The 25327-nt window shown below is 68.1% G+C and carries 23 protein-coding genes and 2 pseudogenes; 11 read left to right on the top strand and 14 right to left on the bottom strand.

Annotated elements, in window-relative coordinates; genetic code table 11:
• Positions 1-105 precede the first annotated feature (105 nt).
• On the top strand, positions 106-270 hold the full coding sequence (locus IE88_RS18310; protein WP_156032655.1) for a hypothetical protein: 165 nt from the start codon (positions 106-108) through the stop codon (positions 268-270).
• Positions 271-962: 692 nt separating this feature from the next.
• On the opposite strand, the pseudogene IE88_RS19015 reads toward IE88_RS18310, so the two are convergent.
• Positions 963-1246 (bottom strand): annotated as a pseudogene (locus IE88_RS19015) (transposase); the annotation flags it as partial.
• 225 nt (positions 1247-1471) lie between these two features.
• Between IE88_RS19015 and IE88_RS0115615 the strand changes: the two are divergent.
• Together IE88_RS0115615 and IE88_RS0115620 are read left to right on the top strand one after the other, a co-directional pair.
• The gene (locus IE88_RS0115615; protein ID WP_162178369.1) at positions 1472-2674 is read left to right on the top strand and encodes a hypothetical protein; all 1203 of its coding nucleotides are present in this window, start codon (positions 1472-1474) and stop codon (positions 2672-2674) included.
• Positions 2675-2733: 59 nt separating this feature from the next.
• On the top strand, positions 2734-4158 hold the full coding sequence (locus IE88_RS0115620) for a UbiA family prenyltransferase (RefSeq protein ID WP_051882375.1): 1425 nt from the start codon (positions 2734-2736) through the stop codon (positions 4156-4158).
• 95 nt (positions 4159-4253) lie between these two features.
• On the opposite strand, the pseudogene IE88_RS18320 reads toward IE88_RS0115620, so the two are convergent.
• A pseudogene (locus IE88_RS18320) lies at positions 4254-4427 on the bottom strand (integrase core domain-containing protein); the annotation flags it as partial.
• 306 nt (positions 4428-4733) lie between these two features.
• On the opposite strand from IE88_RS18320, the gene IE88_RS0115630 reads away from it, so the two are divergent.
• Genes IE88_RS0115630 through IE88_RS0115660 form a run of 7 tightly spaced genes read left to right on the top strand, consistent with a single transcriptional unit; the run spans position 4734 to position 9755 of the window.
• Positions 4734-5066 (top strand): STAS domain-containing protein, encoded by a 333-nt coding sequence (locus tag IE88_RS0115630; RefSeq protein ID WP_162178370.1) that lies wholly within the window; start codon positions 4734-4736, stop codon positions 5064-5066.
• A gap of 2 nt (positions 5067-5068) precedes the next feature.
• Positions 5069-5434, top strand: coding sequence for a response regulator (locus IE88_RS0115635; protein WP_031556341.1), 366 nt, complete (start codon positions 5069-5071; stop codon positions 5432-5434).
• A 13-nt stretch (positions 5435-5447) separates the two neighbouring features.
• Positions 5448-7607, top strand: coding sequence for a chemotaxis protein CheA (locus IE88_RS0115640; protein ID WP_031556343.1), 2160 nt, complete (start codon positions 5448-5450; stop codon positions 7605-7607).
• 15 nt (positions 7608-7622) lie between these two features.
• Positions 7623-8090 carry a chemotaxis protein CheW gene (locus IE88_RS0115645; RefSeq protein WP_031556346.1) on the top strand — a complete coding sequence of 156 codons (468 nt, stop codon included), beginning with the start codon at positions 7623-7625 and terminating at the stop codon, positions 8088-8090.
• A complete protein-coding gene (locus IE88_RS0115650; protein ID WP_156032658.1) occupies positions 8068-8946 on the top strand; it encodes a CheR family methyltransferase in 879 nt (292 codons plus the stop codon). Before IE88_RS0115645 ends, IE88_RS0115650 begins: the two co-directional genes overlap by 23 nt.
• A gap of 57 nt (positions 8947-9003) precedes the next feature.
• Positions 9004-9390: a response regulator gene (locus tag IE88_RS0115655; RefSeq protein ID WP_031556349.1), complete on the top strand. Its 387-nt coding sequence runs from the start codon at positions 9004-9006 to the stop codon at positions 9388-9390.
• Complete coding sequence (locus IE88_RS0115660; RefSeq protein ID WP_031556351.1) at positions 9387-9755, top strand: hypothetical protein; 369 nt, start codon at positions 9387-9389, stop codon at positions 9753-9755. Before IE88_RS0115655 ends, IE88_RS0115660 begins: the two co-directional genes overlap by 4 nt.
• Positions 9756-9809: 54 nt before the next feature.
• Here IE88_RS0115660 and IE88_RS0115665 read toward each other — a convergent pair whose 3' ends face one another.
• The 5 genes from IE88_RS0115665 to IE88_RS17675 form a co-directional block, all read right to left on the bottom strand.
• Positions 9810-10322, bottom strand: coding sequence for a hypothetical protein (locus IE88_RS0115665; protein ID WP_031556353.1), 513 nt, complete (start codon positions 10320-10322; stop codon positions 9810-9812).
• On the bottom strand, positions 10319-11368 hold the full coding sequence (locus IE88_RS0115670; RefSeq protein WP_031556355.1) for a protein-glutamate methylesterase/protein-glutamine glutaminase: 1050 nt from the start codon (positions 11366-11368) through the stop codon (positions 10319-10321). Before IE88_RS0115670 ends, IE88_RS0115665 begins: the two co-directional genes overlap by 4 nt.
• A 7-nt stretch (positions 11369-11375) precedes the next feature.
• The gene (locus IE88_RS17960; RefSeq protein WP_081871743.1) at positions 11376-13826 is read right to left on the bottom strand and encodes a methyl-accepting chemotaxis protein; all 2451 of its coding nucleotides are present in this window, start codon (positions 13824-13826) and stop codon (positions 11376-11378) included.
• 24 nt (positions 13827-13850) lie between these two features.
• Positions 13851-15983: a methyl-accepting chemotaxis protein gene (locus IE88_RS17670; protein ID WP_051882377.1), complete on the bottom strand. Its 2133-nt coding sequence runs from the start codon at positions 15981-15983 to the stop codon at positions 13851-13853.
• A 132-nt stretch (positions 15984-16115) separates the two neighbouring features.
• Positions 16116-16871, bottom strand: a complete 756-nt coding sequence (locus tag IE88_RS17675; protein WP_031556363.1) for an aspartyl/asparaginyl beta-hydroxylase domain-containing protein — start codon at positions 16869-16871, stop codon at positions 16116-16118.
• A 180-nt stretch (positions 16872-17051) separates the two neighbouring features.
• Between IE88_RS17675 and IE88_RS0115690 the strand changes: the two genes are divergently transcribed.
• Positions 17052-18668: an FAD-dependent oxidoreductase gene (locus IE88_RS0115690; protein ID WP_031556365.1), complete on the top strand. Its 1617-nt coding sequence runs from the start codon at positions 17052-17054 to the stop codon at positions 18666-18668.
• Here the strand turns inward: IE88_RS0115690 and csgH are convergent.
• The 7 genes from csgH to IE88_RS18325 form a co-directional block, all read right to left on the bottom strand.
• Entirely contained in the window at positions 18658-19047 is a 390-nt protein-coding gene (gene csgH / locus IE88_RS0115695; RefSeq protein WP_031556367.1) for a curli-like amyloid fiber formation chaperone CsgH, read from the bottom strand. The two genes, IE88_RS0115690 and csgH, sit on opposite strands and share 11 nt — an antisense overlap.
• 12 nt (positions 19048-19059) lie before the next feature.
• A complete protein-coding gene (locus IE88_RS0115700; RefSeq protein ID WP_031556368.1) occupies positions 19060-19581 on the bottom strand; it encodes a hypothetical protein in 522 nt (173 codons plus the stop codon).
• Position 19582: 1 nt separating this feature from the next.
• Positions 19583-20185: a hypothetical protein gene (locus tag IE88_RS17680; RefSeq protein ID WP_051882378.1), complete on the bottom strand. Its 603-nt coding sequence runs from the start codon at positions 20183-20185 to the stop codon at positions 19583-19585.
• 80 nt (positions 20186-20265) lie between these two features.
• On the bottom strand, positions 20266-21573 hold the full coding sequence (locus tag IE88_RS0115710; protein ID WP_031556372.1) for a hypothetical protein: 1308 nt from the start codon (positions 21571-21573) through the stop codon (positions 20266-20268).
• A 371-nt stretch (positions 21574-21944) separates the two neighbouring features.
• Positions 21945-22952, bottom strand: coding sequence for a CsgG/HfaB family protein (locus IE88_RS0115715; RefSeq protein ID WP_051882379.1), 1008 nt, complete (start codon positions 22950-22952; stop codon positions 21945-21947).
• 28 nt (positions 22953-22980) lie between these two features.
• Positions 22981-23403, bottom strand: a complete 423-nt coding sequence (locus IE88_RS0115720; protein WP_081871745.1) for a curli production assembly/transport component CsgF — start codon at positions 23401-23403, stop codon at positions 22981-22983.
• Positions 23404-23640: 237 nt separating this feature from the next.
• A complete protein-coding gene (locus IE88_RS18325) occupies positions 23641-25284 on the bottom strand; it encodes a methyl-accepting chemotaxis protein (RefSeq protein WP_051882380.1) in 1644 nt (547 codons plus the stop codon).
• Positions 25285-25327: the final 43 nt, after the last annotated feature.

Raw genomic sequence — 25327 nt, forward strand, 5'->3', positions numbered from 1 at the left:
GGCCGAAGTAGAGAAGCTTGCTTTCTTCATCACCGAATAAAAGTGGGCTGAACAAAATTACCGCAAATGGAACAACAATCTATAAACCTCGTCGAATAACCTTGCGTGCTATTCTATAGCGAGTTCTCACTAATCTCGACCCTCAATTCCGCGCTGGCGTTCTTCGGGAATAACGGCATCGACGACCTGTCCGGCGGCAACAGCAGAGCCGACCGTACCCAGCGCCCCTTCTCCGCCCAGCGCCGCCAGCACCCTGTGCGTCATATGTGATCAGACAAGCAAGGACCGAAGTTCCTCTCGGCACGAACAATCGAACCTTCTCTACGGAGCAACTGCCCTCCCGGCCAACAGACCGGAGCTACCTCTGGTCAAGAAGCGAAAGGGATAACTATCCGGAATCCCTACCTTAAAATATATCCGTGTCGGTTACGAAAGAACGATAGGCCTCGTCGAACGCAGCGCTCTTTGAACGGGAGATAGCAAACCAGGTGAACCTGACAATCCAGACAATTGGAAACCAGAATGCGAAGTACCAAAGAGTGGCAGGAGAAAAGATTATCTCAAACGCTCTGATTCCCTCGTAATGGGCCAAGGGCGACCATGAGGCCATGAAAACGCTCGAGAAAAAGATGCGGGTCATATCGCTGCGAAGGAAACGGAAAACATCTATCAACTTCACTAATCCATCTCGCGTTGTGCGTCATCGAAAGTCGTATCCACCGCAACAGACGGTAAAGCCTTCACCCGCAGTGATCGCATAAAAAACGGAATTCACAACTACACCAACCGCAGCGCCAACGACCGCACCCCGAACACCGAACTCTCCCGTCGGATCGGTCATATTCACGGGATCGCTCTCGACATACGCGTACCGGTTGAAGCAGCCGGGCCGCGCTCGGCGAAGAGGTCCGCGAGCGTCGCCAGGACGTCCCGCATGTGATCGATCGCGACGCGTCAGCGAGCGGGGCCGAGAACTTTCCCCGGTCCACCTCCTCGAGGATCATCTTGTCGAGCGCCAGGTCCGACACCGCCCGCCGCAGCCGCTGGTTCTCCCGCCCGAGCTCTTTCAGGCGCCTCGCCTGATCGGTCTTCATGCCGCCGTACTCCCGGCGCCGCCGCTAATAGGTCTGCTCCGTAACCCCGTCGCCCTCGCCGCCTGCGGCGTCGTCTGACCCCGCGCAATCAGGACCTCCGGCTCACGCAGCTTGCCGGTGATCTCCTCGGGGCTGTGCCGTTTGCGTCCCATAACCCGCTCCTTCCAAGCGCTGTCCGAACATACAGTCCGGACCACTCAGAAGGGGGCCGGTCATGCGGAATCAACGCACCCGGACAACGTCAACCGATGATGGGCATAGCTCCCAGCCTCCGGACCAGACCACCGGACAGAGGCGCCTCATCTGAGGCAGGCTCTCCTGCTCACCCTTCTCGAAGATCATCTTTCCTGATAGGGTTTCTGCGACGGTAACCACAGATGCACCAGCCGGATCACGGGATTGGCAGCTTGCGTCAGGAAACGACACCTCCAGCGAAAATTGGTCTGCTGCCTGTGCTTCGTACCGAAACCGCCCAGCGCTTGGCCGACCTCGTCTTCCTTGGCGTTCTCGCGGTGGTGGCCGGCATGGCAGGTGTCCGATACGTCCTGCCCTATCTGACCGAAGGGGTGACCTTCACCTTCAGGCAGGACAACTTCTTCAGCTATTCGAGCGGGATGGTCCGCCGCGCCTTGCCTGGCGAGATCATTTACCGGCTCGACCTTCTCACCGGGGTCGGGCCGCAGATCTTCACTGGCATGATGCTGACCTTATGGCTTTTCTTTCTGGGCCTTACGACGTTCCACTTTCGGCGCACAGCGACGCCTCTCGAGCAGATTTTCGTCTATCTATCCTCCTTCTACCTCCTACATAGTATTGACGCAGAAATTTTTATTCTCCTTCCGTTCCTCGGCATTCTGTTCTTCAGAGGGAGCGCTGCCGCCTACGGCGTTCTCGGGACGATCGTGCTCGCCGGGCTGATCCGAGAGGTAACCTTCCTCCTTTTCGCACCCGTATTGCTGGGCTTCCTTCTCTCGAAGCGATGGCCGCTCGTCCTATCCACCCTCGTCGTGATCGGAGCGGCGGCCTGGCTTCTCGTCTTCTACTCGCCTTTGTCGAGCTACGCGCTCGAATTCGAGTATTGGCCGGATCGCGGCATCAGCAGGCTCGTAGAGACCAACCTCTACAGCTTCGTCCACCGCCCGCTGGGAAACGTGCTGACGATGCACGTCACCTGGATCTCCGACAACATTCTGATCATCGCTCCGGCACTGATTTTCTTCTTTGGCTACGCTGCCATGCTCATTCACCACAGGAGAGGGTCGCCGGCTCTCGTCCTGATGTTCTTCGGCACTGTCAGCGTGCTCTATGTCTTGACCTTCGATCATGGACGCTACTTCTACATCCTCTTTATGTTCCTTGTTCTCATGACGACGAACAGAGGACGGACCTATTTCGAAGCGATCGCCTGGCAGCCGCCGCCGCTCAGTTGGCTCGGGGCCCTCCTCGACAAGAGCAATGACCGGGCGCGGAGCGTGACGGCGCTGCTCTTCGCGCTTGCTCCCTCGGGCGAGTGGGTCGGCACCTATCAACCACTTCCTCGGGCGGTACGGGTCGCGCTGAGAGCGGCTGGACTAGCTTGACCGGCGCCAGCGAGTATCCCCCTCCGTCCGATCGCCCTGTTTCGCAGGAGGGCGAGAGCATGGAGCAGCGCCTTTCGGGGGATGAGCCGCTCTTCGTCGACCTCGATGGGGCACTCCTCGAAGGAAGCCGGTTCTGGGAGGCTTTCGTCCAGGAGCTGAAGACACGCCCTCTGTTCGCGATCGGCACCCTTCTCCGAGGGCCCGGTGGACGCACGGCCCTCATGGAGGCCGTGACGAGCGAGGGCAGCTTCGAGCCGGCAAGATGCCACTATAACCCGGAGGTCGTCGCATTCGCGCGCGCGCAGGCAGAACACCGACCGGTTCTCCTCATCACGAAGGGTTCCGCTTCCGTCGCAGAAGCGGTCGCGGGCTATCACGGCTTCTTCTCCGGCACGGTCGCAACCGAGCCAGGGCCGGAGGCCATGCTATGCGCGATCCAGCGCAGTTCGCGCGGCGACAGGTTCGACTATATCGGCGCCTATCCCGAAGGCAGGCCGATCTGGCAGGCAGTGGGCCGAGCATATGCCGTGCTGCCGGCAGGCCGCCGCGCACGCGCCGATGCGGACGACCCGCCGATCGGGCAGACTTTCACCCGCTGCGCCGCCACGCCGCAGGACCACCTCTCGGCGATGCGCCTCCACCAGTGGGTGAAGAACCTTCTCATCTTCGTGCCGGCGCTTTTGAGCCACCGGATCCTGGAACCCGGCGTTCTCGTTTCCTCGATCGGCGCCTTCCTCGCCTTCTCCCTTCTCGCTTCGGCAACCTATATCCTCAACGACATCCTCGATATCGCGAGCGACAGGACATCGCCGCACAAAAAGAACCGACCGCTCGCCGCCTGCCGCATGTCCATTCCGCGAGCGGCAGGGTTCGCCGCCTCTCTGCTTGCGAGCGGGGTGCTCGTGGCAGGTCTCCTCACGCCGCCCCTCACACTGCCTTTTCTCGCCGGCTATATCGCCATCACGCTCGCCTACTCCTTGAGCTTCAAACGGCGCGCCATCCTCGATGTCGTGACACTGGCCGTCCTCTACGGCTACCGCATCGCCGTCGGCGGCGCCGCAACGGGCATACCTGTCTCCGACTGGCTGATTGCCTTCTCTATTTTCTTCTTCCTCGGGCTCGCCCTGGTCAAACGCTTTTCGGAGGTCGAGGAGCTGGCGGCACAGCCAGGAAGGGCTGTCGCCGGCCGCGCCTATTCCGGCGCGGACACCCAAGTCATCGGATCAATTGGAATTGTCTCCAGCTTCACGTCGGTGCTGGTGATGGCTCTTTACATCACCTCGCCCGCTGTGGCGGCCCAATATCAGAACCCGCGAATACTCTGGTTCGTCTGCCTGATCCTCATCTACTGGATATCCCATATCTGGCTCCATGCCTGGCGGAGCGAGATCCGGGGAGATCCGATCGTCTATGCGCTCAGGGACAAGACCAGCTACGCCTGCGGTGCGTTCGCCGGAACGAGCGTGCTGCTGGCGCTGGTCTGAGCTGGGAACCGGCCGGCCCCCTTCCGAGTGGTCCGGACGTTACGTTCGCATCGCGCTTGGATGAGGCGCTTGGGTCTGGTGGCCCGCTCCCAGGCTTAGTTTCCGGGGGCTGATGATCCTATCGTCCCACACGGTTGCCCGGTCTGCAAAGCGTATTGGGCAGGGGGCAGGTTGCCGAGAGCCATGTGAGGCCGGCTCTCGTTGTAGTCGACCCGCCAGCTCTCGATCTGGGCGTTGTCGGTCGGCGGCGCAGGGCGCGAGTAAAGAATACAGGGCTCGATCAGTACGGCCGCTCCGGCACCGCATCCTTCCCGGAAAGACACTTCCCGCCAGCTGCCGTCGAGATCCTGATCGAAGCTTTCCTGATCCAGCGCGAGACAGGTCTCCAGCGCCTCTGCATCCACGCCGCACTGTTCGAGAGCCTGCCGATCGGCCGGCGACAAGAGGCTTAGAACCGAGACGGCGGCGGCGAAGGGCCGGCCATCCCGTAACGCTTCCTTAAAGGCCTCTATCTAGGGTTGTGGTCACGATCAGTCCTGCCGCTGCACATCCGGCAGCGAAGTATGGGAGCCGTCATGCCGCTCGTTCTGCCACAACCTCCAGAAGAGTCCGATGCCGCCGCAGGGCGGGCCGATGAGGGGCAGGGGCTTCGCCTCGCGCCCCTGCTCGACACGCCGCACGCGCCGCTCCTCGCGCAGGAGATTCTCGGCCGCCAGGGGGCGGCGCTGACGCTCGATGCGGGCGCGGTGGAGCTTCTGGGCGGCCGCTGCGCCGAGGTGCTTCTCGCCGCCGCGAAACAGTGGCGGGAGGATGGCGCGCCCTTCCGCCTGCGAGGCCCGTCCGAGGCGTTCAGGCGGGATTGCGGGCTGCTCGGCCTGCCCGACGCCGCTCTGGGACTGGAGGCCTGACCATGCGGAAGACCGTTCTCGCGATCGACGATTCCCGCACCATGCGCGACATGCTCCGCGTCGCGCTGACCGCGGAAGGCTTCGACGTCCAGCTGGCCGAAGACGGCATAGACGGCCTCGAGAAGCTGCGGCATGTCCAGCCGGCCGTGGTCATCACCGACATCAACATGCCGCGCCTGGACGGCTTCGGCGTGATCGACGGCGTGCGCAGCGACGAGCGCTTCCGCCGCACCCCCGTCCTCGTACTGACGACCGAGAGCGCGGCCGAGCTGAAGCAGCGCGCCAAGGCCGCGGGCGCGACGGGGTGGATCGTCAAGCCCTTCGAGCGGACCAAGCTCGTCTCGGTCCTCAACCGGCTCGTCGCCTGAGGGAGCTTTCGTCATGGATCCGATGGAAGAGATTCGGCAGACCTTCTTCATCGAATGCGAGGAGCTGCTCGAGAACCTCGAATCCGGCCTCCTCGCCATGAATGAGGGCGAAGCGGACGAGGAGACCGTCAACAGCGTCTTCCGCGCGGTGCATTCGATCAAGGGCGGCGCGGGCGCCTTCGCGCTCGAGAACCTCGTCGCCTTCGCCCACAAGTTCGAGACCACGCTCGACGAGGTGCGCGCGGGCCGCCTTGAGCCGTCGGCGGAGGTGATGAACGTCTTCCTGCGCTCCGCAGACGTCCTTTCGGACCTCGTGACGGCCGCGCAGGAGGGGGCCGACACCCCCTCGGAGGCCGCCGACGGCCTGATCGGCGAGCTCCTGGCGCTGATCGGCGCCGAGCCCGAGCCCGCCGGAAAGGCCGAAGGCGGCGACGTCGCCTTCTCGCCCATGCCGCTCGCCCTCGGCGATGCCGATGACGCGCCCGATTTCGCACCCCAGCCTCTGGACCTGCCCGATCTCGGCGCGGCGGCGCCCGCCGGGCATGCCGTGCATTTCCGTCCCCATCCCCGCCTCTACGAGCTGGGCAGCGAGCCCGTGCTCCTGATCAGGGCCCTGAGCGATCTCGGAGAGGTGAGCGCGCGGGCCGAGACGGGCGCCGTCCCGCGCCTCGACGCCTTCGACTGGGAGAAGACCTATCTGTCGCTCGATCTGCGCATGGAGGGCGCGCCGGGCGCCGAGGCGATCGAGGAGGTCTTCGAATTCGTCGACGGCGAATGCGACCTGAAGATCGAGGACGCCGACGACCCTTCGGGAGGCCCGTCCGGCGGGGACCCGCTTCCTCCCGGCCCGCCCCCCGCCGATGAGAGCCCCCCGCCCGCATCTCCTCCGCCTGCGGAGCCCGCGCCCTTGCCGCCGACCGCGTCGCAGGCCGCCCCCGCCGAGCCCGCGGGACAGAAGAAGCCCGCGCCGGGGGCCGGCGCCCGCAGCACGGTCCGCGTGGATCTCGACCGGGTCGACCGGCTGGTCAATCTGATCGGCGAGCTCGTCATCAGCCAGGCCGCCATCGCGCAATGCGTCGAGAACCCCGACGCGCAGGCGGGCGCCCATTCCTCCAACGCCCTCGAGGAGTTCAAGCAGCTCACCCGCGAGATCCAGGACAGCGTCATGGCGATCCGGACCCAGCCGGTGAAGCCGCTTTTCCAGCGCATGCAGAGGATCGTGCGCGAAGCGGCGGCGGCGACCGGCAAGTCGGTGCGCCTGAAGACCGAGGGCGAGACGACCGAGGTCGACAAGACGGTGATCGAGCGCCTCGCCGACCCCCTCACCCACATGATCCGCAATGCGGTCGATCACGGCCTCGAAGGCCCCGGGAAGCGGCTTGAGGCCGGCAAGGACGAGGAAGGAACGGTCTGCCTGAACGCCGCCCACCAGTCCGGGCGGGTGGTGATTGAGATTTCCGATGACGGAGCGGGCATCAACCGCGAGCGGGTGCGGGCCATCGCCGTCGACAAGGGCCTGATCCACGAAAACGCGCCGCTGTCGGATGCCGAGATCGACAATCTTCTCTTCGCGCCGGGCTTTTCGACGGCCAAGGAGGTGTCGAACCTGTCCGGGCGCGGCGTCGGCATGGATGTGGTGAAGCGAGCGATCCAGGCGCTCGGCGGCCGCATCTCCATCGCCTCCCAGCCGGGGCGGGGCACGACCTTCTCGATCAGCCTGCCGCTGACGCTCGCCGTCCTGGACGGCATGGTCGTCACCGTCGAGGGCCACACCGTCGTGGTCCCGCTGACCGCCATCGTCGAGACCCTCAAGCCCCTGCCCGAACAGATCCACCGCGTCGGGGGCGAAAGCCCCGTCATCGCGATCCGCGACAGCTTCATCCCCATCGTCGATCTGGGCGTGCGCTTCGGCTACCGCTCTCCGGTGCGGGATCTCGACCAGCACGTCATCCTGCTGATCGAGACCGAGGAGACCTCGCGCGCCGCGCTGATCGTCGACCGCATCGTCGATCAGCGCCAGGTCGTCATCAAGAGCCTCGAGGAAAATTACGGCCATGTGCCCGGCGTCGCCGCCGCCACGATCCTCGGCAATGGGCAGATCGCTCTCATTCTCGACACGGACGACCTCGTCGCCCGCACCGCCCCCGCGCCGGCCATAGCCGCCGTCGCCTAGCCCTCGGAGTTTCCCATGAGCAATGGCACGCCTGCCGCCGAGGGCGCCGATCGCGAGATCGTCGCCTTCCGCATCGCCGATCAGGAATACGGCATCGACATCATGACCGTCCGCGAGATCCGCGGCTGGACGGCCGCGACGCCGCTGCCCCAGGCGCCGAGCTATGTGCGCGGCGTCATCAACCTTCGGGGCGCGGTGCTGCCGGTGGTGGATCTGGGCACCCGCTTCGGCATGCCCCCGCGCGAGGAATCGAGCCGAAGCGTGATCATCGTCGTCCAGGCCGGGACGCAGCTCGTCGGCCTGATCGTCGATGCCGTCGCCGATATCCTCAGCATCTCCCACGACCATCTGCAGCCGACGCCGCAGGTCGCCTCCGAAGCCGCGCAGGCCTTCGTGGAAAGCGTCGCGGCCGTGGACGAGCGGATGATCCAGCTCATCCGCCTTCAGGAGGTCTTCGGCCATGACGCCGCTCAGGCAGCCTGACGCCCAGGGCGCGGCGGCCGGAAACCCGCTCCTGCGGGGCGAGGTCGAACTCGGCGAGGCCCATTTCGCGCGCATCGCCGCCGTGGCCAAGCGGGAGGCGGGGCTGCACCTGCCGCTGGCCAAGGGCACGCTGGTCCGCTCCCGCCTCACCAAGCGCCTGCGGGTGCTCGGGCTGACCAGCTTCGACGATTATTGCCGCCTGATCGAATCCGAGGACGGCAAGGCCGAATTCGAGGGCATGATCGAAGCGCTCACGACCAATGTGACGAGCTTCTTCCGCGAGAGCCACCATTTCGACGACCTGCGCGAAAGGGTGCTCCCGCGCCTCGCCGACACCGCCCGCAAGGGCGGGCGCGTGCGCCTGTGGTCCGCCGGATGCTCGACCGGCGCCGAGCCCTACAGCATCGCGCTGTGCCTGCTCGAAGCCCTGCCGCAGGCGGGCGAGCTCGACGTGAAGATCCTGGCGACCGACATCGACCGCAAGGCGCTGGCCCAGGCCTCCGCCGGCGTCTATCCCGCCGATGCGGTGGAAGGCGCGGTGCCCGCCCCGATGCGCCGGCACATCCTGTCCGCGGAGGGCGGCCGGGCCCGGATGTCCGACGCCGTGAAGGGGCTCGTGACGGTGCGCATGCTGAACTTCACCAAGCCCTGGCCGGTCAAGGGCCGGTTCGACGTGATCTTCTGCCGCAACGTCGTCATCTATTTCGACAACGACCTGACCCAGCGCGTCTGGAGCGGCTTCGCGCGGCTCATCCCGACCGGCGGGCGCCTCTTCGTCGGCCATTCCGAACGCGTCACCGGCGCCGCCGCCAGCCTTTTCACCGGATGCGGCGTGACCAGCTACGAGCGCAGCTAGCCTTACCCGTTATTAGTTCTTGTACTGATAGTATATCCTGCAACCTCGGAGTACCCAATGGCTCTCAAAGACAGCCTGCGCATCCTGATCGTCGACGACATGTCCGTCAGCCGGGGCCTCGTGACCCAGGCGCTCGACCAGATCGGGCTCAAGCAATATGATTGGTGCAAGGACGGTCAGTCCGCCCTCACCTCGGTGGTCAACCGGCCGGTGCATCTCGTCATCTCGGATTACGAGATGCCCAAGATGAACGGGCTCGACCTCCTCGAATCCCTGCGGCAGCACAAGACCACCGCGCGGATCGGCTTCATCCTGCTGACGGGCAGCGCCGACCCGGCGGTCATCAGCCGGGGCAGCAAGCTCGGCATGAACAACTATCTCAAAAAGCCCTTCAGCGTGCCGCAGCTGCAAAAATGCATCGAAGCGGTCGTCGGCCGGCTGTGACGCCCTGCCCCGAGGAACAGGAGGCGGGCAGCCCCGTCGTCCTGCGCGATGCGCTGGAGCGGGTGGCCGAAGAGCTCGCCCGCCTCTTCGCGCAATGCCTGTCCCTCCAGGAGGCCGTCGGCGCCCATGCCGGCGGCCTCGAGGACACGCTGGCCCGCCGCCTCCAGGAACTCGACGAGGTCACCCAGATCGTCGGCGCCCTCGCCGGCCATGTCGGCCGCCTCTCCGAAGGAAAGCTGGGCCCGGTGCTCTTCGATCCGGCCGAACTCGGCCGGGGCCTGGCGCCGAGCGACCTTGCGGCGCGCCTCCTGAGGGGCGCGCGGGCCGAGGCGGCGGCGGATGCGGGCGAGGTGGACCTCTTCTGAACCGCCGGCGTCCCGAAGGACGCCGGACGGTCTGTCAGAGCAGGACAGCGCGCTTCAGAACAGCTCGATCTCGCCGCCCGCGGGCAGGGGCGGCGGCGGCGTGCGCACGGCCGGTTCGGCCTCGGCCCGGTTGACGAAGCGCTGGCGCGCGCGGCCGCTCGCGGGCCAGAACTGCACGCGCCGGGCCTTGGTGCCCCCGAGGCTTTCGGAGATGACCGGGATCCCCTCATGCTCGAAGAAGGCGCGGGCGAAGGCCGCATTGGCCGATCCGACATCGGACAGTCCGTCGATCATTCTCGCCCCGCCGAACAGCTTGACCCGCAGGCGCCCCTTCACCGCGCCCTTTCTGAGGAGCGCGTTGATGAGAAGCTCCATCAGGTGGACGCCATAGCTGTCCGCCCCTTCGCGCGGGGGCAGGAGGAGGTGGTTCATCCCGCCCATGCCGCCCTGCTCGTCCCAGGCGCAGGCGGCGACGCAGGAGCCGAGGACGGTGGTGAAATAGGTTCCGCCACCCGCGCAGACCTCCACCTTGCCCTGCGGCACGTAGACGGATCGCGCGGGGGTCATGCCGGCTGCGCCCCGGCGGCGGTCAGGATGCGGCTGGCGATGCGCGGCAGGGGCGTGCCCCTGTCGGCGGCGCCCATCTCGATCGCGGCACGCGGCATGCCGTAGACGACGCTCGTCTCCTCGTCCTGTGCCAGCGTCTCAGCCCCGGCATCGCGAAGGCGGCGCAGGCCGGCCGCCCCGTCCTGCCCCATCCCGGTCAGAAGAGCGCCGATCACCCGCGGCCCCAGCTCGACGAGGGAGCCGAACAGGCAGTCCACGGACGGCCTGTGGCCGCTGACGGGTTCGCCGGCGCGCAGCCGGCAGGTCAGGCGCTGACGGCCCTGGACCTCCATATGGGCGTGCGTGCCGGGCGCGAGCAGGATCGTTCCGGCCTCCAGGGGAGCGCGGTCCTGCGCTTCGGCGACGCGGGGCGCGCAGTTCTCGTTCAGGCGCTGGGCGAAGCTCGCCGTGAAGCCGCCGGGCATGTGCTGGACGACGACCGTCGGCGGGCAGTTCTCGGGAAAACGCGTCAGCACCGTCATCAGGGCATCCACACCGCCGGTCGAGGCGCCGATGGCGATGATCCTGTCGGTCTTCGAGAAGGCCGCCCGGGGCGGCAGGGGGCCCGCCTCCTGCGGCAGCTTGGGGCGCGTTCCGGCCGCTATGCGCAGCTTGGCCGGAAGCTCGCGCAGCGCATTGCGGTCGCCAGCCCCCGGCTTGAGGACATAGTCCACGGCGCCGAGCTCCAGCGCCCTGATCGTGGTGGCGGCATTCCGGTCGGTCAGCGAGGAGACCATGACCACCGGCAGGGGCCGCAGGCGCATCAGCTTCTCGAGGAAGTCGAGGCCGTTCATGCGCGGCATCTCGACGTCGAGCGTGATCACGTCGGGCGCGGTCGCCTTGATCATCTCCCGCGCCTCATAGGGGTCGGCGGCCTGCCCGACCACGGTGATGCCGGGCTCCTGCTCGGCGGCCTGGGCGATCAGGGCCCGCATCACCGCGCTGTCGTCGACGATGCCGACCCTGATCGGCCGCGCGCCGGTCAGGGATTCATTGTGCAGGCTCATGCTCGTTCTAGAACTCCGACCAGTCGTCATCCTGTTCGTCGACCGCCAGCGCGGCCGACCCTATGGCGGCGCCCGCGCTCATGGCGCGACGCTGCTGCTCGTGCACGGCAGGCCGGGCATGCGGCCGCTCCTGCGGCAGCTCCGTCACCGGTGAAAGCCCCCCTTGTGCGCCCTTCACGGTAAAGGTGCCCATCAGCGTTGCCAAGGACTGCGCTTCGCGGAGCAGGCTGTGCCCGGCCGCGGTCGATTCCTCGACCATGGCGGCGGTCTCCTGCGTGGTCTGGTCGAGCTGGGTGACGGCGGTGTTGATCTCGCCGAGGCCTGCGGACTGGTCGCGCGCCGAGGATGCGATCTCGCCGATGAGCGATGCCACGGTTTCCGCGGTCTGCAGGATGTCCGTCAGCGCCTTGCCGGTCCGGTCGACCAGCTCGACGCCGGCGCCGACCTGCTCGGCACTCGTGGAGATCAGCCCCTTGATCTCCTTCGCCGCTTCGGAAGAGCGCTGCGCGAGAGCCCTGACCTCGGAGGCGACGACGGCGAAGCCGCGGCCCGCCTCGCCCGCCCGCGCCGCCTCGACGCCGGCATTGAGCGCGAGGAGGTTGGTCTGGAAGGCGATGTCGTCGATGACGCCGATGATCTGGTTGACCTGCTCGGAGGATTTCGAGATCTCGGTCATGGCCTCGATCGCCTTCTCGACGATCCGGCTTCCGTTCATCGCCTCGTCATGGGCCCGCTTCATCTCCTTCTCGACGTGATCGGTGCGTTCTGAGGCGAGCTTGACGCTCGACGTCATCTCCTCGAGCGCCGCGGCGGACTCCTCGAGCGTCGCCGCCTGCGACTCGGTCCGGCGGGCCATCTCGTCCGATGCGCCGCTGACTTCGCCGGCGCTGCGCTGGATCGTGTCGGTGCTGCCCAGGAGCTTTCCGAACGCCTCTCCGAGATGCGAGACGGTGGTGTTGAAATTGCCGCAGAGCTCCTCGTAGCCCTCCGGGAAGGGCTCCTCGATCATCTGCGTCAGGTCGCCCTGGGCCATGCGCCCGAGCGCCTGGCTCAGAAGGGTCACCACCTCGCGCTGATCCGCCATGGCCTTGTCGCGCGCAGCCGCGACGGCCCGGCGCTCCGCCTCCTCCGCCGTCACGTCGGAGGCGTATTTGACGACCTTGAAGACCTGTCCCTCCGTGTCGTGAATGGCGGCGTAGGTTCCGGTGATGAAGATCTCGCGCCCGCCGCTGGCGATGCGCTTGAAGCGGCCCGAGAAATTCTCGCCCCGCCGCAGCTGCTCCCACATCTGCCGGTATTCCGGGCTGGCGCGGTAGTCATCGTCGACGAACATCGAATGGTGCTTTCCGACGATCTCCGCCTCCCGATAGCCAACGGTCGAGCAGAACAGATCGTTCGCCGCGAGGATCGTGCCGTCGGGCGTGAACTCGATCCGCGCCTGCCCGCCGTTCAGGCTCTCGATGATCGCGGTCTTCTCGCGGATCGTGGTTTCGAGGTCGGTGACATCGGCGGCCATCTGGAGCACGCGGTCGACGCGGCCGTCATGGCCCTCGACCGGGTAGAAGGCGGAGCGCAGCCACATCTCCTTGCCGTCCTTCGTGCGGGCCAGGAGCTTGGCGTATTGCGGACGGCCGGCGCGGAGGGCGGCCCAGTCCACCCGGGCCTGGCTTCCCTCATGCAGGAGGCTCGACCAGTCGCGTCCGAGAATCTCTCCTGCGCCATAGCCGAAGAGGCTGGCGACATTGGCGTTGACGCTCTCGATCCGTCCGTCCAGGGAATAGACGACATAGAGGTCGCGCATCTGCTTTGCGACCGCCACGGCATGCGCCTCCGCATGCCAGGTCATGTCCTGCCAGGTCATGACCGCGCCGTCCCCTCCGAGGGAGGCGATCGTCACCAGGAGCCTGCACGCCCCGACGACGATCTCGCAGCGGCTTTCCCCGGATGCCGATCCGGGCGCCCCGCCCGTCTCGCTCCGCACGCGTTCGATCAGGGTGCGGCAGGCCCCTTCGGCATCCTGCGGCGGCAGCTTCATGTCCTGGCCCTTCTTGCGCAGCAGGGCGCGGAAGCCGTCATTCACGCTGAGGAGAGCGCCGTCAGGGCCGACGAGCGCGATCGCAGCCGCCGAACGGGCCAGCCCCCGCTCGCCCGGCGCCGGGGCGGCGGCGCGGTCGAGCCTTTCCGTGATCGCCGCCTGCATCGCGCCGAGCGAGGCCGCCTCGCCGGGCGCCAGGCCGAGAGCGGCCGCGAAGCGGGACAGCGCCTCCGCCTCCCGCGCGCTGCGGCGCCTGCCCAGAAGATAGGTGCCGGCCGTGCCCGCCAGCAGCAGGCCCGCTTGCGCGGCGGCGATCCCGGCGGAGGGCGCGGCCGCGGCGCTCAGGGCGAGGACGCTGACCGCGGCGGCGGCCAGGGGAGAAGCGGTGACGAAGGGGGTGGGGGACTGAGGAACCACTGTCATGAACCTTTCTGCGGGCCGGTGGGATCAGGCGGCGAGGGAAGAGGACGCGGCGCGGGCGGGCATGCCGCCGGCATGGATGCGGAACATCGAGACGAGCTGCGCGAGACGATCCGTGTTCTGCTGCAAGGAGAGGCTCGCCGCCGTGGTCTCCTCGACCATCGCGGCGTTCTGCTGGGTGACGTCGTCGAGCTGGCGGACATCCTTGTTCAGCTCTCCGATCGTGCGGGACTGCTCGGCGGAGGAACCGGCGATGGCCGAGGCGAGGCCGCTGATCGCGGAGATCGAGCCGACGATATCCCCGAGCGCATCGCCCGCCTGGCGGACCAGCCTGGCGCCGTTTTCCACCTGCACAGAGCTGTCGGCGATCAGGCCCGAGATCTCGCGCGCCGCATCCGCGCTGCGCTGGGCGAGATTGCGGACTTCCTGCGCGACGACCGCGAAGCCGCGGCCCGCCTCGCCCGCCCGCGCCGCCTCGACGCCGGCATTGAGCGCGAGGAGGTTGGTCTGGAAGGCGATGTCGTCGATCAGGCTGACGATCCGGCCGATCTGCGCGGTGGAGTCCTCGATCGCGCTCATCGCCCCGACCGCCTCGGTGACCACGACGGCGCTGCTGTCGGCGCGGGTGCGGGCATCGGTCGTCACCTGGTCGACCTCGGCGGCCCGGCCCGCGCTCTCGCTGACCGTGGTGGTGATCTCCTCCATCGCGGCGGCCGTCCGCTCGAGCGTCATGGCCTGGCTCTCCGTGCGCTGGGAGAGATCGTGATTGGACGAGTTCACCTCGCGCGCGCCGTCGGCGATTCCGCCCGTCACCTCGACGATGCCCAGCATCACCTCGTGCAGGCGCCTGGCCGTCGTGTTGAAGTCGCTGCGCAGGGCCTCGTATTGGGGAGCGAAGGCGTCGCGCAGCTCGACCGTCAGGTCTCCGCCCGCAAGGCCGCTGAGGCCCCTCGCCAGCGCCTGGACGACCTGCCGCTGCGCCTGCTCGGCCTGGGCGCGCGCCTCGTCGGCGGCCTTCAGGGCCGAACAGGTCGCGTTGAAATTGCTGCGGAGAGCCTCGTATTCGGGCGCGAAGGGCGCGGTGATCGCGCAGTCGAAGGCGTTGCCGGAGATCGAGGCGAGACCGTCCGCCACGGCACCCACGACCTGTTCGAGCGCCGATGCGCGCCTTGCGTCCTCCGCCGCCCGCCGGGCCTGCGCCTCGACCTGGGCGGTGACTTCGGTTCCCATCGCGACGACGCGGAAGGGCTTGCCGGAGCGGTCGAGGACGGGCGTGTAGGTCAGATCGAAGCTGCGCGTCCGGCCGCCGCCGCTCCTGCTCACCCGGCAGCTCACGGGCTCCCCCCGGCGAAGCTTCGTCCAGCGCTCGGCATGGTCGCAACCGGCGCTGTAAAGATCCGCATCGCTCGACCGGGCGAGGGCATCGGGCGAGAGGGACATGGCGTCGAGGAAGAGCCCGTTGGCGGTGAGCGCCCTGCCGTCCAGATCGTATTCGACCACCATCTGGCTGCGCTCGATGGCCTCGATGACGCCGGCATTGCGGCGGGCGGAGGTGACGTTCGCCCATTCGAGGACATTGCCGACATATTCGCCCGCCCCGTCGAACACGCCGCTGACATTGAGCTCGATCTTGACGTCCCCGACCCCGATATCGGTCCGGAAGGGCAGGCGCGCCGGGTCCGCGAGCAGGCGCCGCTGGTGCTCGGGGTTCTTGTGGAAGGCGTCGATGCAGCTTCCCACGATCGCGCCGGGATCGAAGGACGGCCAGATCGTCCGGAAGTCTTCCGCGAAGGATGTCAGGAGGTCCTCGGTCGCCCTGTTGACGAAGAGGACCCGGAAATCCCGGTCCACCATCATCATCGCCGAGGCCGAGCCGTCGAAGGCCGCCGATTTGAAGAGCGCGCTCTGCGGCGCGGCGCTTTCACCGGCCTTCGCGGATATCCGCCCGACAAGGCCGCCGAGGAGAAGCCCGCCCGCGGGCGCCGCGCCCGGGGCCGCCCCTGCCGCGATCCAGTCGGCGATGCGTCCGAGCGGGCGGAAGACGAACAGCCAGGAGCCGAGCGCGGCAAGGGCGAGAAGCGAAGCCGCGATCGCCAGGAAGAGGACCGGCGGCAAGGGCGAGGCCTCGGCGACAGGAAACAGTGCAGGCGTGAAGAGCATGGCCGGAAGCGTCCCGAAGGGGTGGAGGACAAAGTGTTGCCATGCCGGTATTGCAACTACAGGTTTATGCCCGGTTACCCTCTCTTCGCTTTTTCTCGACCTAGAGTTGCGGCCGCGCCTTGCGCGGCGGGGTCATCCGGCCCAGGGCGGCGGCGGCAGGGGCCGGCCCTCGCGCACGGCCCGCGCCCGCGCCCGCTTATAGGCCAGCGCCTTGCGCCCCTCGGGCGAGCGCCGCTCCATCCTGTCGAAGATCGCATTGGCCGCGCGCCGCGCCGCCGCCCGCCGCGAGGTCTGGCGGCGGAAGCTCTGCGGGAAGAGCCGCCACAGGTCCTCGGTCGCCTTGACGTCGAACATCAGGTGGATTCGCGCGCTCTCCGCCGCGTTGCGGACCGTGTGCGGACAGGCGAAGTCCCCGTACCACACCGCCCCCTTGGTCAGGGAACGGGTCTGGTGGCCGATCGTGGTGACGGCCCGGGGCGAGGTCACGAGAGGAATGTGCAGGCGGACATATTCGAGATCGATGCTCTGCCGCCTGTCCCGGTGCCATCCGACCCCCGCCCCCGCCTCCATCCGCGAGAGCGAGGCGGTGCGCAGCGTGCCCTCGAAGCGGTCGAGGAACCGCTCGGCGACCGGCATGCCCTTCAGGACGGCCGTCTTCTCCCTGCGCTCGCCGCCGCGCTTGTAGCTCCTGAAGGGGTCGCCCGAGGGCGCGTAGAGGCCGAGGCGGGTCCAGGTGCCGTCATGATGGGGGCCTTCCTGCTGGGAATGGCCCCATTCTGCGATGGCGGCCCGCGCCTCGCCGGCCATGGCATCGGCGTCCACATCGAGCTCCAGCGGACAGAGCAGGGTGAGGTTCGCCAGAGCGGTCGGCGCCTGCCAGATCTTCATCGCCTTCATCCTTCCCCGCCGCCTCGCCCTGCCCGCCCCCGATGGCGCGCAGCGGGAGGCCGCACCGTTTCGCAAACCCAACAGAGCCAGCGGCCCGCGGTTCCGTCCCCCCATTGCCCAGCGGCGCCGGGAGGTGTCTGCTGCACTGCAAGATGAACGGCATTCACGCGGCACTGAACGATGCATGAAGATTTCGAAACGGCAGGCGCGGACAGCGCCATAGACACGGATATCTGCGTGATCGGCGGCGGCGCGGCCGGCATCACGGCCGCAAGGCGCCTTCTCGCCCTCGGCCATTCGGTGACCCTGCTCGAAAGCGGGGGCCTCGACTATGAGGCCGACACCGCCGCGCTCAACCAGGGCCGGATCGTCGGCGAGGACTATTACGAGCTCGACCATGCGCGCCTGCGCTTTTTCGGCGGCACGACCGCGATCTGGGGCGGGCGGGTGGCCCAGCTCGACCCGATCGACCTGCGCCGCCGCCCCTGGGTGCCGCATTCGGGCTGGCCGATCGGCTGGGACGAGCTGTCCGCCTATTACGGCCCTGCCCGCGCAGCCTTCGGCCTCGCCCCCTCCGCCCCCGCGCCCAAGGCTCTCGGCGATGCCGGCATCGCGCTGCCGGAGTTTTCGCCCGGCGGCCTCGAGATCGGCCTCTGGACCTTCGACAGGCGCTTCAACCGCTTCGTCTTCGAGGCCTGCGGCGACCTCGTGGACCATCCGCGCGCGCGCATCGTCACCCATGCCACGGCCACGCGCATCGCGCTTCACCGCGACGGGCGGGCGGTCGAGGCGGTGAAGGCCCGCGCCCTGACCGGGCACGAGCTGACCGTGAAGCCCAGGGCGGTCATCCTGGCCGCGGGCGGCCTCGAGAACCCGCGCCTGCTTCTCGCATCGGACGATGTGCATGCGGGGGGCCTCGGCAATGCCCATGACCAGGTCGGCCGCTATTTCATGGAGCACCCGCACACGCGCGGCGGCCGGGTGATCGGCGGCGGCGTCTGGCCGCTGCTCAAGGCGTTCGGCCGTCCGCACCGCATTGGCGGGCAGGAACTGGCCGCGCTCGTCAAGCCGTCAGAAGCGATGCAGGCGCAGGAGGGCATCCTCAACACCTCCCTCACCATCGCGGCGCGCCAGCCGCCCGATGCCCGCCAGGCCTGGGCCATGCAGGCCTATGGCGGCCTCAAGCATCAGACGGCGCCGACCAAGGCCGGCCGGGCGCTGTGGATGATGACCAAGCGGGGCGCGACCTGGGCGCAGCGGCGGGCCGATCCTTTCCGCCCCTGGCTCCTGAACCGGCTCGGCCTGCGCGATCTCGCGCTCGTCGTGCGCGCCGAGCAGGCGCCGAACCCGGACAGCCGCGTGGTCCTGACGAAGGAGCGCGACGCCCTCGGCCTGCCGCGCCTCGCCCTCGACTGGCGCATGAGCCCCATCGACCGGGACAGCGTCGCCGCCCTCGTCCGCGGGCTCGGCGCCGAACTCGGGCGCCTCGGCACCGGCAGGGTCGAGCCCGCGGCCTGGCTGTCCGAGGAGGATGCCGGGTGGCAGACCGACCCGCTGATCAGCGCGCATCCGATCGGCGGCTATCACCACATGGGCACGACGCGCATGTCGGCCTCGCCCAGGGAAGGCGTGGTGGACGCGGACAGCCGCGTCCACGGCATAGGCAACCTCTATGTCGCCGGCAGCTCGGTCTTCCCGACATCCGGCTGGGCCAATCCGACCCTGACGATCGTCGCCCTGGCCCTCAGGGCCGCAGAGCACCTCTCGGCCTCGGTGGCGCGGCCGGTCACGGCCTAGGCGCGGGCGCGCCCTCGCCGGAGCGGTAGTGCAGGGTGGCGTCCTCGCCGCCCACTCTCGCCGTGAGGCGAAGCGAGAAGGCGCCTTGCGACACCGAGGCGCGCAGGAGCGGCGTGACGCCCTCTCCCGAAAGGGTGGCCTCGCCCTTCTGCGTGGTCTCGGATCGGCCGCCGCCCGACCGCGACGACACGCTCATCGCGTAGCTGACGGCCGTGCCCTCGGGCCCCATGGCGACCGGCGCGAACAGGATGCTCCCGTCCCGCGCCTCGACCTGCAAGCGCACTTCGACCTCGCCCAGACGGAGCGGCTCCGGCGGCGCGGGCAGCACGGTGGTGCCGGCAGCGAGAGCGGCCAGGAGGGCCGGGAGGGATGAAACCATGTTGGCGGCTCCTCAGTTCTGCGGAACGAGCTCGATGATGACGGCGGCGCTGCCATCTTCCGGCAGGCCGCTTCCCTGTGCCTTGTCCCGCGCCTGCGGGGCCGGATCCGCCGGCGTCAGGAGGAGGGGTGAGAGGCCGCTCAGCCCGCGCTTGCCGTCGAGCTCCACGCGGTCGGCATCGGAGGAAGGCGGTTGGACCAGATCGAGGCGGCCGAGCACCGCCAGGGCCTCGCCCAGCTCGTCCGCCGTCAGCGCCTCCCGCCGCTTCATCATCAGCCGCACCTCCGAGCAGTCGATGTCCGGCGGCGGCGCCTCCCCGCCCGGCTCGCAGAGATCCGCATAGGCCTCGAGCTGGGCGACCGAAGAGGAGCGCGCCTCGCCCGGAGCGATCTGCTGCTGGCTGACGGTCCGGCCGGCATCGCCGATCTGCGGCATGGACAGCTCGCCCCGCGCCTCCCGCGCGCGCTCCTGCGCGCCTGCCGCACAGGTGGCGCAGGCGAGGCCGCAAAGAAGAGGAATCATGGCCAGCCGCATGTCAGCCATCATAGCCGGGCGCGTACTGGTTGACGATGACCGCGGCGCCGCCCTCCTGGCGGATGCCGATGCCGCCGGGCAGCGCATTGCCGTCGCCGAATTGCCGGTGGACCGCGACATTGCCCTCGCCCTGCTGGATGATGGAGGCGCTGTTGTCGTCGCCGTGCTGCTCGATGCGGGCGAGATTGCCGCGCCCGTCCTGGCGCACATCGGCCGCATTGCGGTTGCCGTTCTGCAGAACGGTCGCCGTGTTCGAATAGAAGAGCCAGCCCCCCGCGCTTGCCGTCTGCTCGATCCGCGCCTGGTTGCCGTTCCCGGCCTGGCGCACCCGGGCGGCATTGGCCCGTCCGGCCGCGGCGTCCGTGTCCTGGACGATCCGAGCCGTGTTGGCATCGCCCTGCTGGACCGCCTCGGCGCGCTGCCGGGCTCCCTGCCCGCGCTGCTCCAGGACGGCGTCATTGCCCTGCCCGTGCTGGCCGATCGCGGAAGCGCCGTCCTGCGCGGCCTGCCGGGAAAGCGCCGGACCGATCTGTTCGATTGTCGCCGCCCCGGCCGGCGGCAGGGCGCTCTGGGCGAGCGCGAGGAAAAGGAGAGCAGCAGGCATTCGGCGCCTCCAAAGGCTGCGGGGAAGAATCCGGCGGGACGACCCGGATGGGCCGTCCCGCCGGAGAATTGCGGCCGCGCTTAGTGCTGCGTGACCGTGGCGATGTTGCCCATGCCCGACTGGTCGATGGTCGAGACATAGCCGACTTCGCCCGACTGCATCACGGTCGCCGTCTGGCCGCGGCCGGACTGATCGATGGTCGAGATGTGGTCGAGGCCGGTCTGCGTCACGCTGGCATAATGGCCGACGCCGCCGTTCTGGTTCGTGGTGGCGGTGTTGTTGCCGCCTTCCTGCGCGATGACGATGTCGCTGGTGCGGCTGTCCTGGAACGCCGTGGCAGTGTTGCCCATCGCGGCGCCGGAGGAGTCCTGATCGATGTCGACGCTGTTCTGCGAGCGCAGCTGATCCACATTCGCGATGTTGCCGTCACCGATCTGGTCGACGAAAGCGGAGGAGGACCGCTGCTTCTGGTCGATCCGGGCATAGTTCTCGGCGCCGGTCTGCGTGAGCGCCGCTTCGAGATTCGCGTCGAGATTGTTCTCGTTCGAGCTGTCGCTCTGGACGATGAAGGCGTCGTTCATCGAGCCGATCTGATCGACCGTGGCGGAGAAGTTGGTGCTGCCGCCTGTCGTCATCGTCTGGTCGACATCCGCGAGGTTGTCGGCGCCGTCCTGATTGACCAGGGCGCTCATCGCGCTCTCGTCCTCGCCTTCCATCGACTGGGTGATGTCGGCGGTGCTGGCGCCGGACTGGTTGACCGAGGCTTCCATGCTGCGATTGCCGCTGCCGGTCATGTCCTGATCGATCGAGGCAATACCTTCGCTCTGGTTGACGGTCGCGAAGAGGCCGCCATTGTTCGAGCCCGACGCGTCCTGCATGACGACGGCGTCGGCGCCGCCGGTCTGGGTGACCACGGTGCGGGCGGTGAAGTTGGTGCCCGGCTCGCCCAGCGTCTGGCTGACATCCGACACGTTGTCCGAGCCCGACTGATCGACGATCGTCGTCATGTTGAAGCTCGTGCCCAGCGTCTCCTGGTCGATGAAGGACTCGTTGTTCGAGCCGGTCTGCGTGACCTGGGCCTCGGGGTCGCCGTCCAGGTTGATCGTGCCGTCCTCGGAGTTGCTGTCCGGACCGTTGTCGACATTGTCGTCCTGGGCGATGGTCGACTCGTTGTCCGTACCCGACTGATCGACCACGACGAGCGCGTCGAAGGCGTTCTGCTCGATCAGCGAGCCGTTGGTCTCGCCGCTCTGGGTCACGTCTGCGACGTTGCGGGCGCCGGTCTGGGTGATGTCGGAGCCGTCCGCGACACCGGACTCCTGCGCGAACGCCGAAGCGCCGACGGTGAGAGCGAGGACGGAGGTCCCTGCGATAAGCGTCTTGATCATGAGTCTACTCTCTTTTTCCAAGTTGCGGCCCGTGCCCCCCTGCGGGACGTCGCGACCGAGATGTTGCGAAGAGAGAAGTCCGGGTGCGGTGGCAGGCGCCGCGCGTGGCCACGCCATTCCCGCCGCGAGCGGCGGGAATGGCGTGAAACGGCCATCCGTGGTACAACCACGGCTGGCGGCTTCCACACATGGCGGCTTCCGCCGCGGAATGCGTTGCGTACCCTAGCATACCTGTCCCCGGCGGTTCCCCGCCTTCGCTACGAAGGACGCGAGGTCGAACGGCAATTCGTCCCCGCACCCGTGGGAGTCGCCACCCTCCTTACGGAGCGCGCCTCCTCCCCTTCCGGCGCCCTTGCGGACGCCGAAACCTGTCAGCCGTCGGAGGCGCGCGGCGCGGGGGCATCCCCGCGCGCGTCGGCTCTCCTGCCGGCTTGCAACTCGTCCTCTTCGGCGATCTGCGTGAGCAGCCGGTCGAGGGGATCCCCCTCGCCGTCGGCAAGCTCGAAGACGCCGTCACGGCCATCCTGGTAGCGGCCGATCAATTCGCTGCCGAGCGCCCTGTCGGCGAAGCTCCAGAGGCCGACCTCGGCCCCTTCCATGATGAGGGCGTAGACGGACAGCTCGACCGCCTGGCGCAGCGCGAGCAGGTTCGGCTCATTCGAGGTGAAGCCGATATCCGCCTCCAGAAGATCGTCGAAGGAAACGAAGCGGAAGGCATTGCCCGCCACCCCGACCGAAGCGATCGTCTTCTCCGTCGTCACCGAGGCCAGCACCTCGCCCGTCTTCACGCTGACGGCCCGAAGATAGACGGTCACGACGCTTCGCCGGTATTCGGTCGACGCGCCGATCCCCAGATATCGCGCCCCCGCGCCGCCGGTCAGCGTGTTCGTGTCGAAGCCGATGACGCCCCCTTCGAGGAGCACGCCCGCGAAGAGGAGCGGAGGCAGCGCCTGCGCGTTGACCTGCGTCTCGCCCAGATAGCGCTGGCGCATCTCGGAGATGATCTGCCGTTCCTTGAGAAGACTGTTCAGGCTCGCCCGCTCGACCACCGTGAACCAGTCGCGCTCGCCCGCATCGAGCAGGGCCTTGATCAGAATGCTTTCTGCGCCCTGCGTGACCGCGCGGGACAGGGTCTGGCCCGCCTCGGTCGGCTTGAACTGCCCTGTCCGGTCCTCGAAGCCGTAAACGGCGATCGGCACGGGAGCCGCCGGCGGCGGCAGCGCCTCGAGCGCATGCTGGGATTTCGTCTGCCGCGCCACTTTCGGCGCGTCCTCGAGCGGCCAGCTCGTCGCAGGCAGGTTGGCGCAGGCCGAAAGAAGGCCGGCCGCCGCAAGGCAGGCCCCGCGGCCCGCGCGCACGATGCATCGCTTGGTGATCATTCTCTTCGCCCCTGTCCCCGGCTTCCCGTTATTCGATCGGCTGGGTGATCAGTGTCGGGACGAGGATCTCGGTCCGCGTGCCGTCGCCGTCAATGACGGTGAGCTGGATCCCGTCCAGCGTCCGCACGAATTCGACGACCTGGTCGCCGAAGACGATGCGGCCCTCGTCCTGCGCATCCTCGCCGAAGATCGCATTGGCGACCTGGCTCGACAGCGAGGAGAGAAGCCGCCCCTGCAAGGAGCGGATGAAACGGTCGAGATCGTCCGAAGAGCTGGCCGTCGAGGGCCGCTCGTAGTCGTTCTGCGCATTGGCGATCGCAAGCAGATGCGATGAGTTGAACGGGTTGCCCCCGAAGGACGGATTCACCGGCTCGTAGACCAGTTCCTGCGCCGCCGCCGGCGAGGCGAACCCGACCGCCGCCATCAAACAAGCCAGTTTGCGTTTCGACATCCTGCCCCCGTGTTCCCTGTCAGTCGCTCACTGGCCCTCATGCAATCGTGAGACCAAATCAGCTTCCTGCCCCGGAACAGGGCCTAACATTCCGTTACCTCTCAGTAAAATACTATCTTCGGGTGTTTTCAGTGCCGGTGGCAACCTTAACGACCCACTGGCCAGGAGCGGCTTCGCCCGCTTCCGGCGTCCTGAATGTCCTCCCGCGGGACGCCCCCCTTCCTTCGGGGGCGTGCCTCAGGCAGCCCGCCGCGTCCGCTGCGCGGTCGGGCCGCCGGCGCGGCCGGATCCGTTCCCACTGGAATGGTCCCTACGCTGCGCGTTTTCGTCCTCGCCGCTGCCGCTGAGCGCCATCAGGTCCTCCGCCGCGCCCAGAAGCGCCTGGGCGGAGGCCTGGCTCTCCTGCACCATGGCGGCGTTCTGCTGGGTGACCTGGTCCATCTGGTGGACGGCGCCGTTGACCTCCTCGAGCGCCGAGGCCTGCTCGGCCGAGGAGCGGTTGATCATCTCCATCAGCCCGCTGATCGCCTCGACCTTGTTCGAGATCTCCTCGATGGCGGTTCCGGACGAGCGGACGCGGTCGACCCCCTCGGCGATCTGGGCCGAGCTTTCGGCGATGAGGCCGTCTATGTCCTTGGCGGCCGAGGACGAGCGCTGCGCCAGCTCGCGCACCTCCTGCGCGATGACCGCGAACCCCTTCCCGGCGCTTCCCGCGCGCGCGGCCTCGACCCCGGCATTGAGCGCGAGGAGGCGCGTCTGCAGCGCGATCTCGTCGATCACGCCGGTGATCTGCGCGATCTTCTTCGACGAGGCCTGGATTTCCGTCATCGCGGAGAGGGCCTCGCCCATCACCGCCTTGCTCGCCGCGGTGCTGGTCCTGGTCTCGGTGACCGCCGCATCCGCTTCCTTGGCCCGCTCCGCCGTCGAGGCGACCGTCGTGGTGACCTCGTTCAGGGCGGCGGCCGCCTCTTCGAGCGTGGCGGCCTGGTGTTCGGTCCGGCGCGAAAGCTCGTCGATCGATCCGGTGATGTCGCCGAGCGCCGCGACCACCTTGTTCTGCGCGACGTCGCGCTCCGCGCGCAGCCTGCGCTCCGCTTCGAGCGTCCTGCGGGTCTCGGCGGCGCGCCGTTCCTCGGCGGTGATGTCGGTGGCGAGCGCGACGACCTTGAACACCCGCCCGCCGCTGTCGCGGATCGGCGTGAAGCTCGCCTGCAACCAGAGCGGCGCGCCCTTGCGGGTGACGAGGCGGAACTTGTCCGCCTTGGCGCGGCCGGCGGCGAGGTCCTGCCAGAACGCGTCCGTCCCGAGGACGCCCCGGCGCTCGGCGCCGAGGAACAGGCTGTGCGGGCGGCCCCTCACCTCCCGCTCCTCATAGCCGACGAGGCCCAGGAACAGCGCGTTCGCGGACAGGATCGTGCCGTCCGGCTTGAGCTCGAGCATGGCCTGCACGCCGTTCAGCGCCTCGAGCACGCCCGCCGTGGTCCGCGCCTCGGTCACGTCGCGCCATTCGAGGACATTGCCGACATGGCGCCCTGCGGCATCGAAAATGCCCGAGACGTTGAGCTCGATCCTCAGCTCGCCGATCGAGATGTCGGTGCTGAAGGGCAGGCGGGACGGATCGGCGAGGATGCGCCGCTGATGGCTCGGATCCTTGTGGAAGACGTCGATGCAGGTCCCGATGATCGCTTCGGGACGGAAATCCGGCCAGACCTTCGCGAAGGTCTCCCGGTGCTCGTCGAACAGGGCACGGGTGGCCCGGTTGACGGTGGTGACGACGAGGTCGCGGTCGACGGTCATCATGGCCGCGGTGGAGCCGTCGAAAGCGGCGAGTTTCGCGGTTTCGGCCGGCTCCGCCCGGTCGGCCGGCTGGGGGGTATGCATCACGGTTCGGTCCCTCGCGCCCCCTCCCCCCTTTTGAGCGGGC

The sequence above is a fragment of the Parvularcula oceani genome, assembly GCF_000733125.1.
Lineage (GTDB): Bacteria > Pseudomonadota > Alphaproteobacteria > Caulobacterales > Parvularculaceae > Parvularcula > Parvularcula oceani.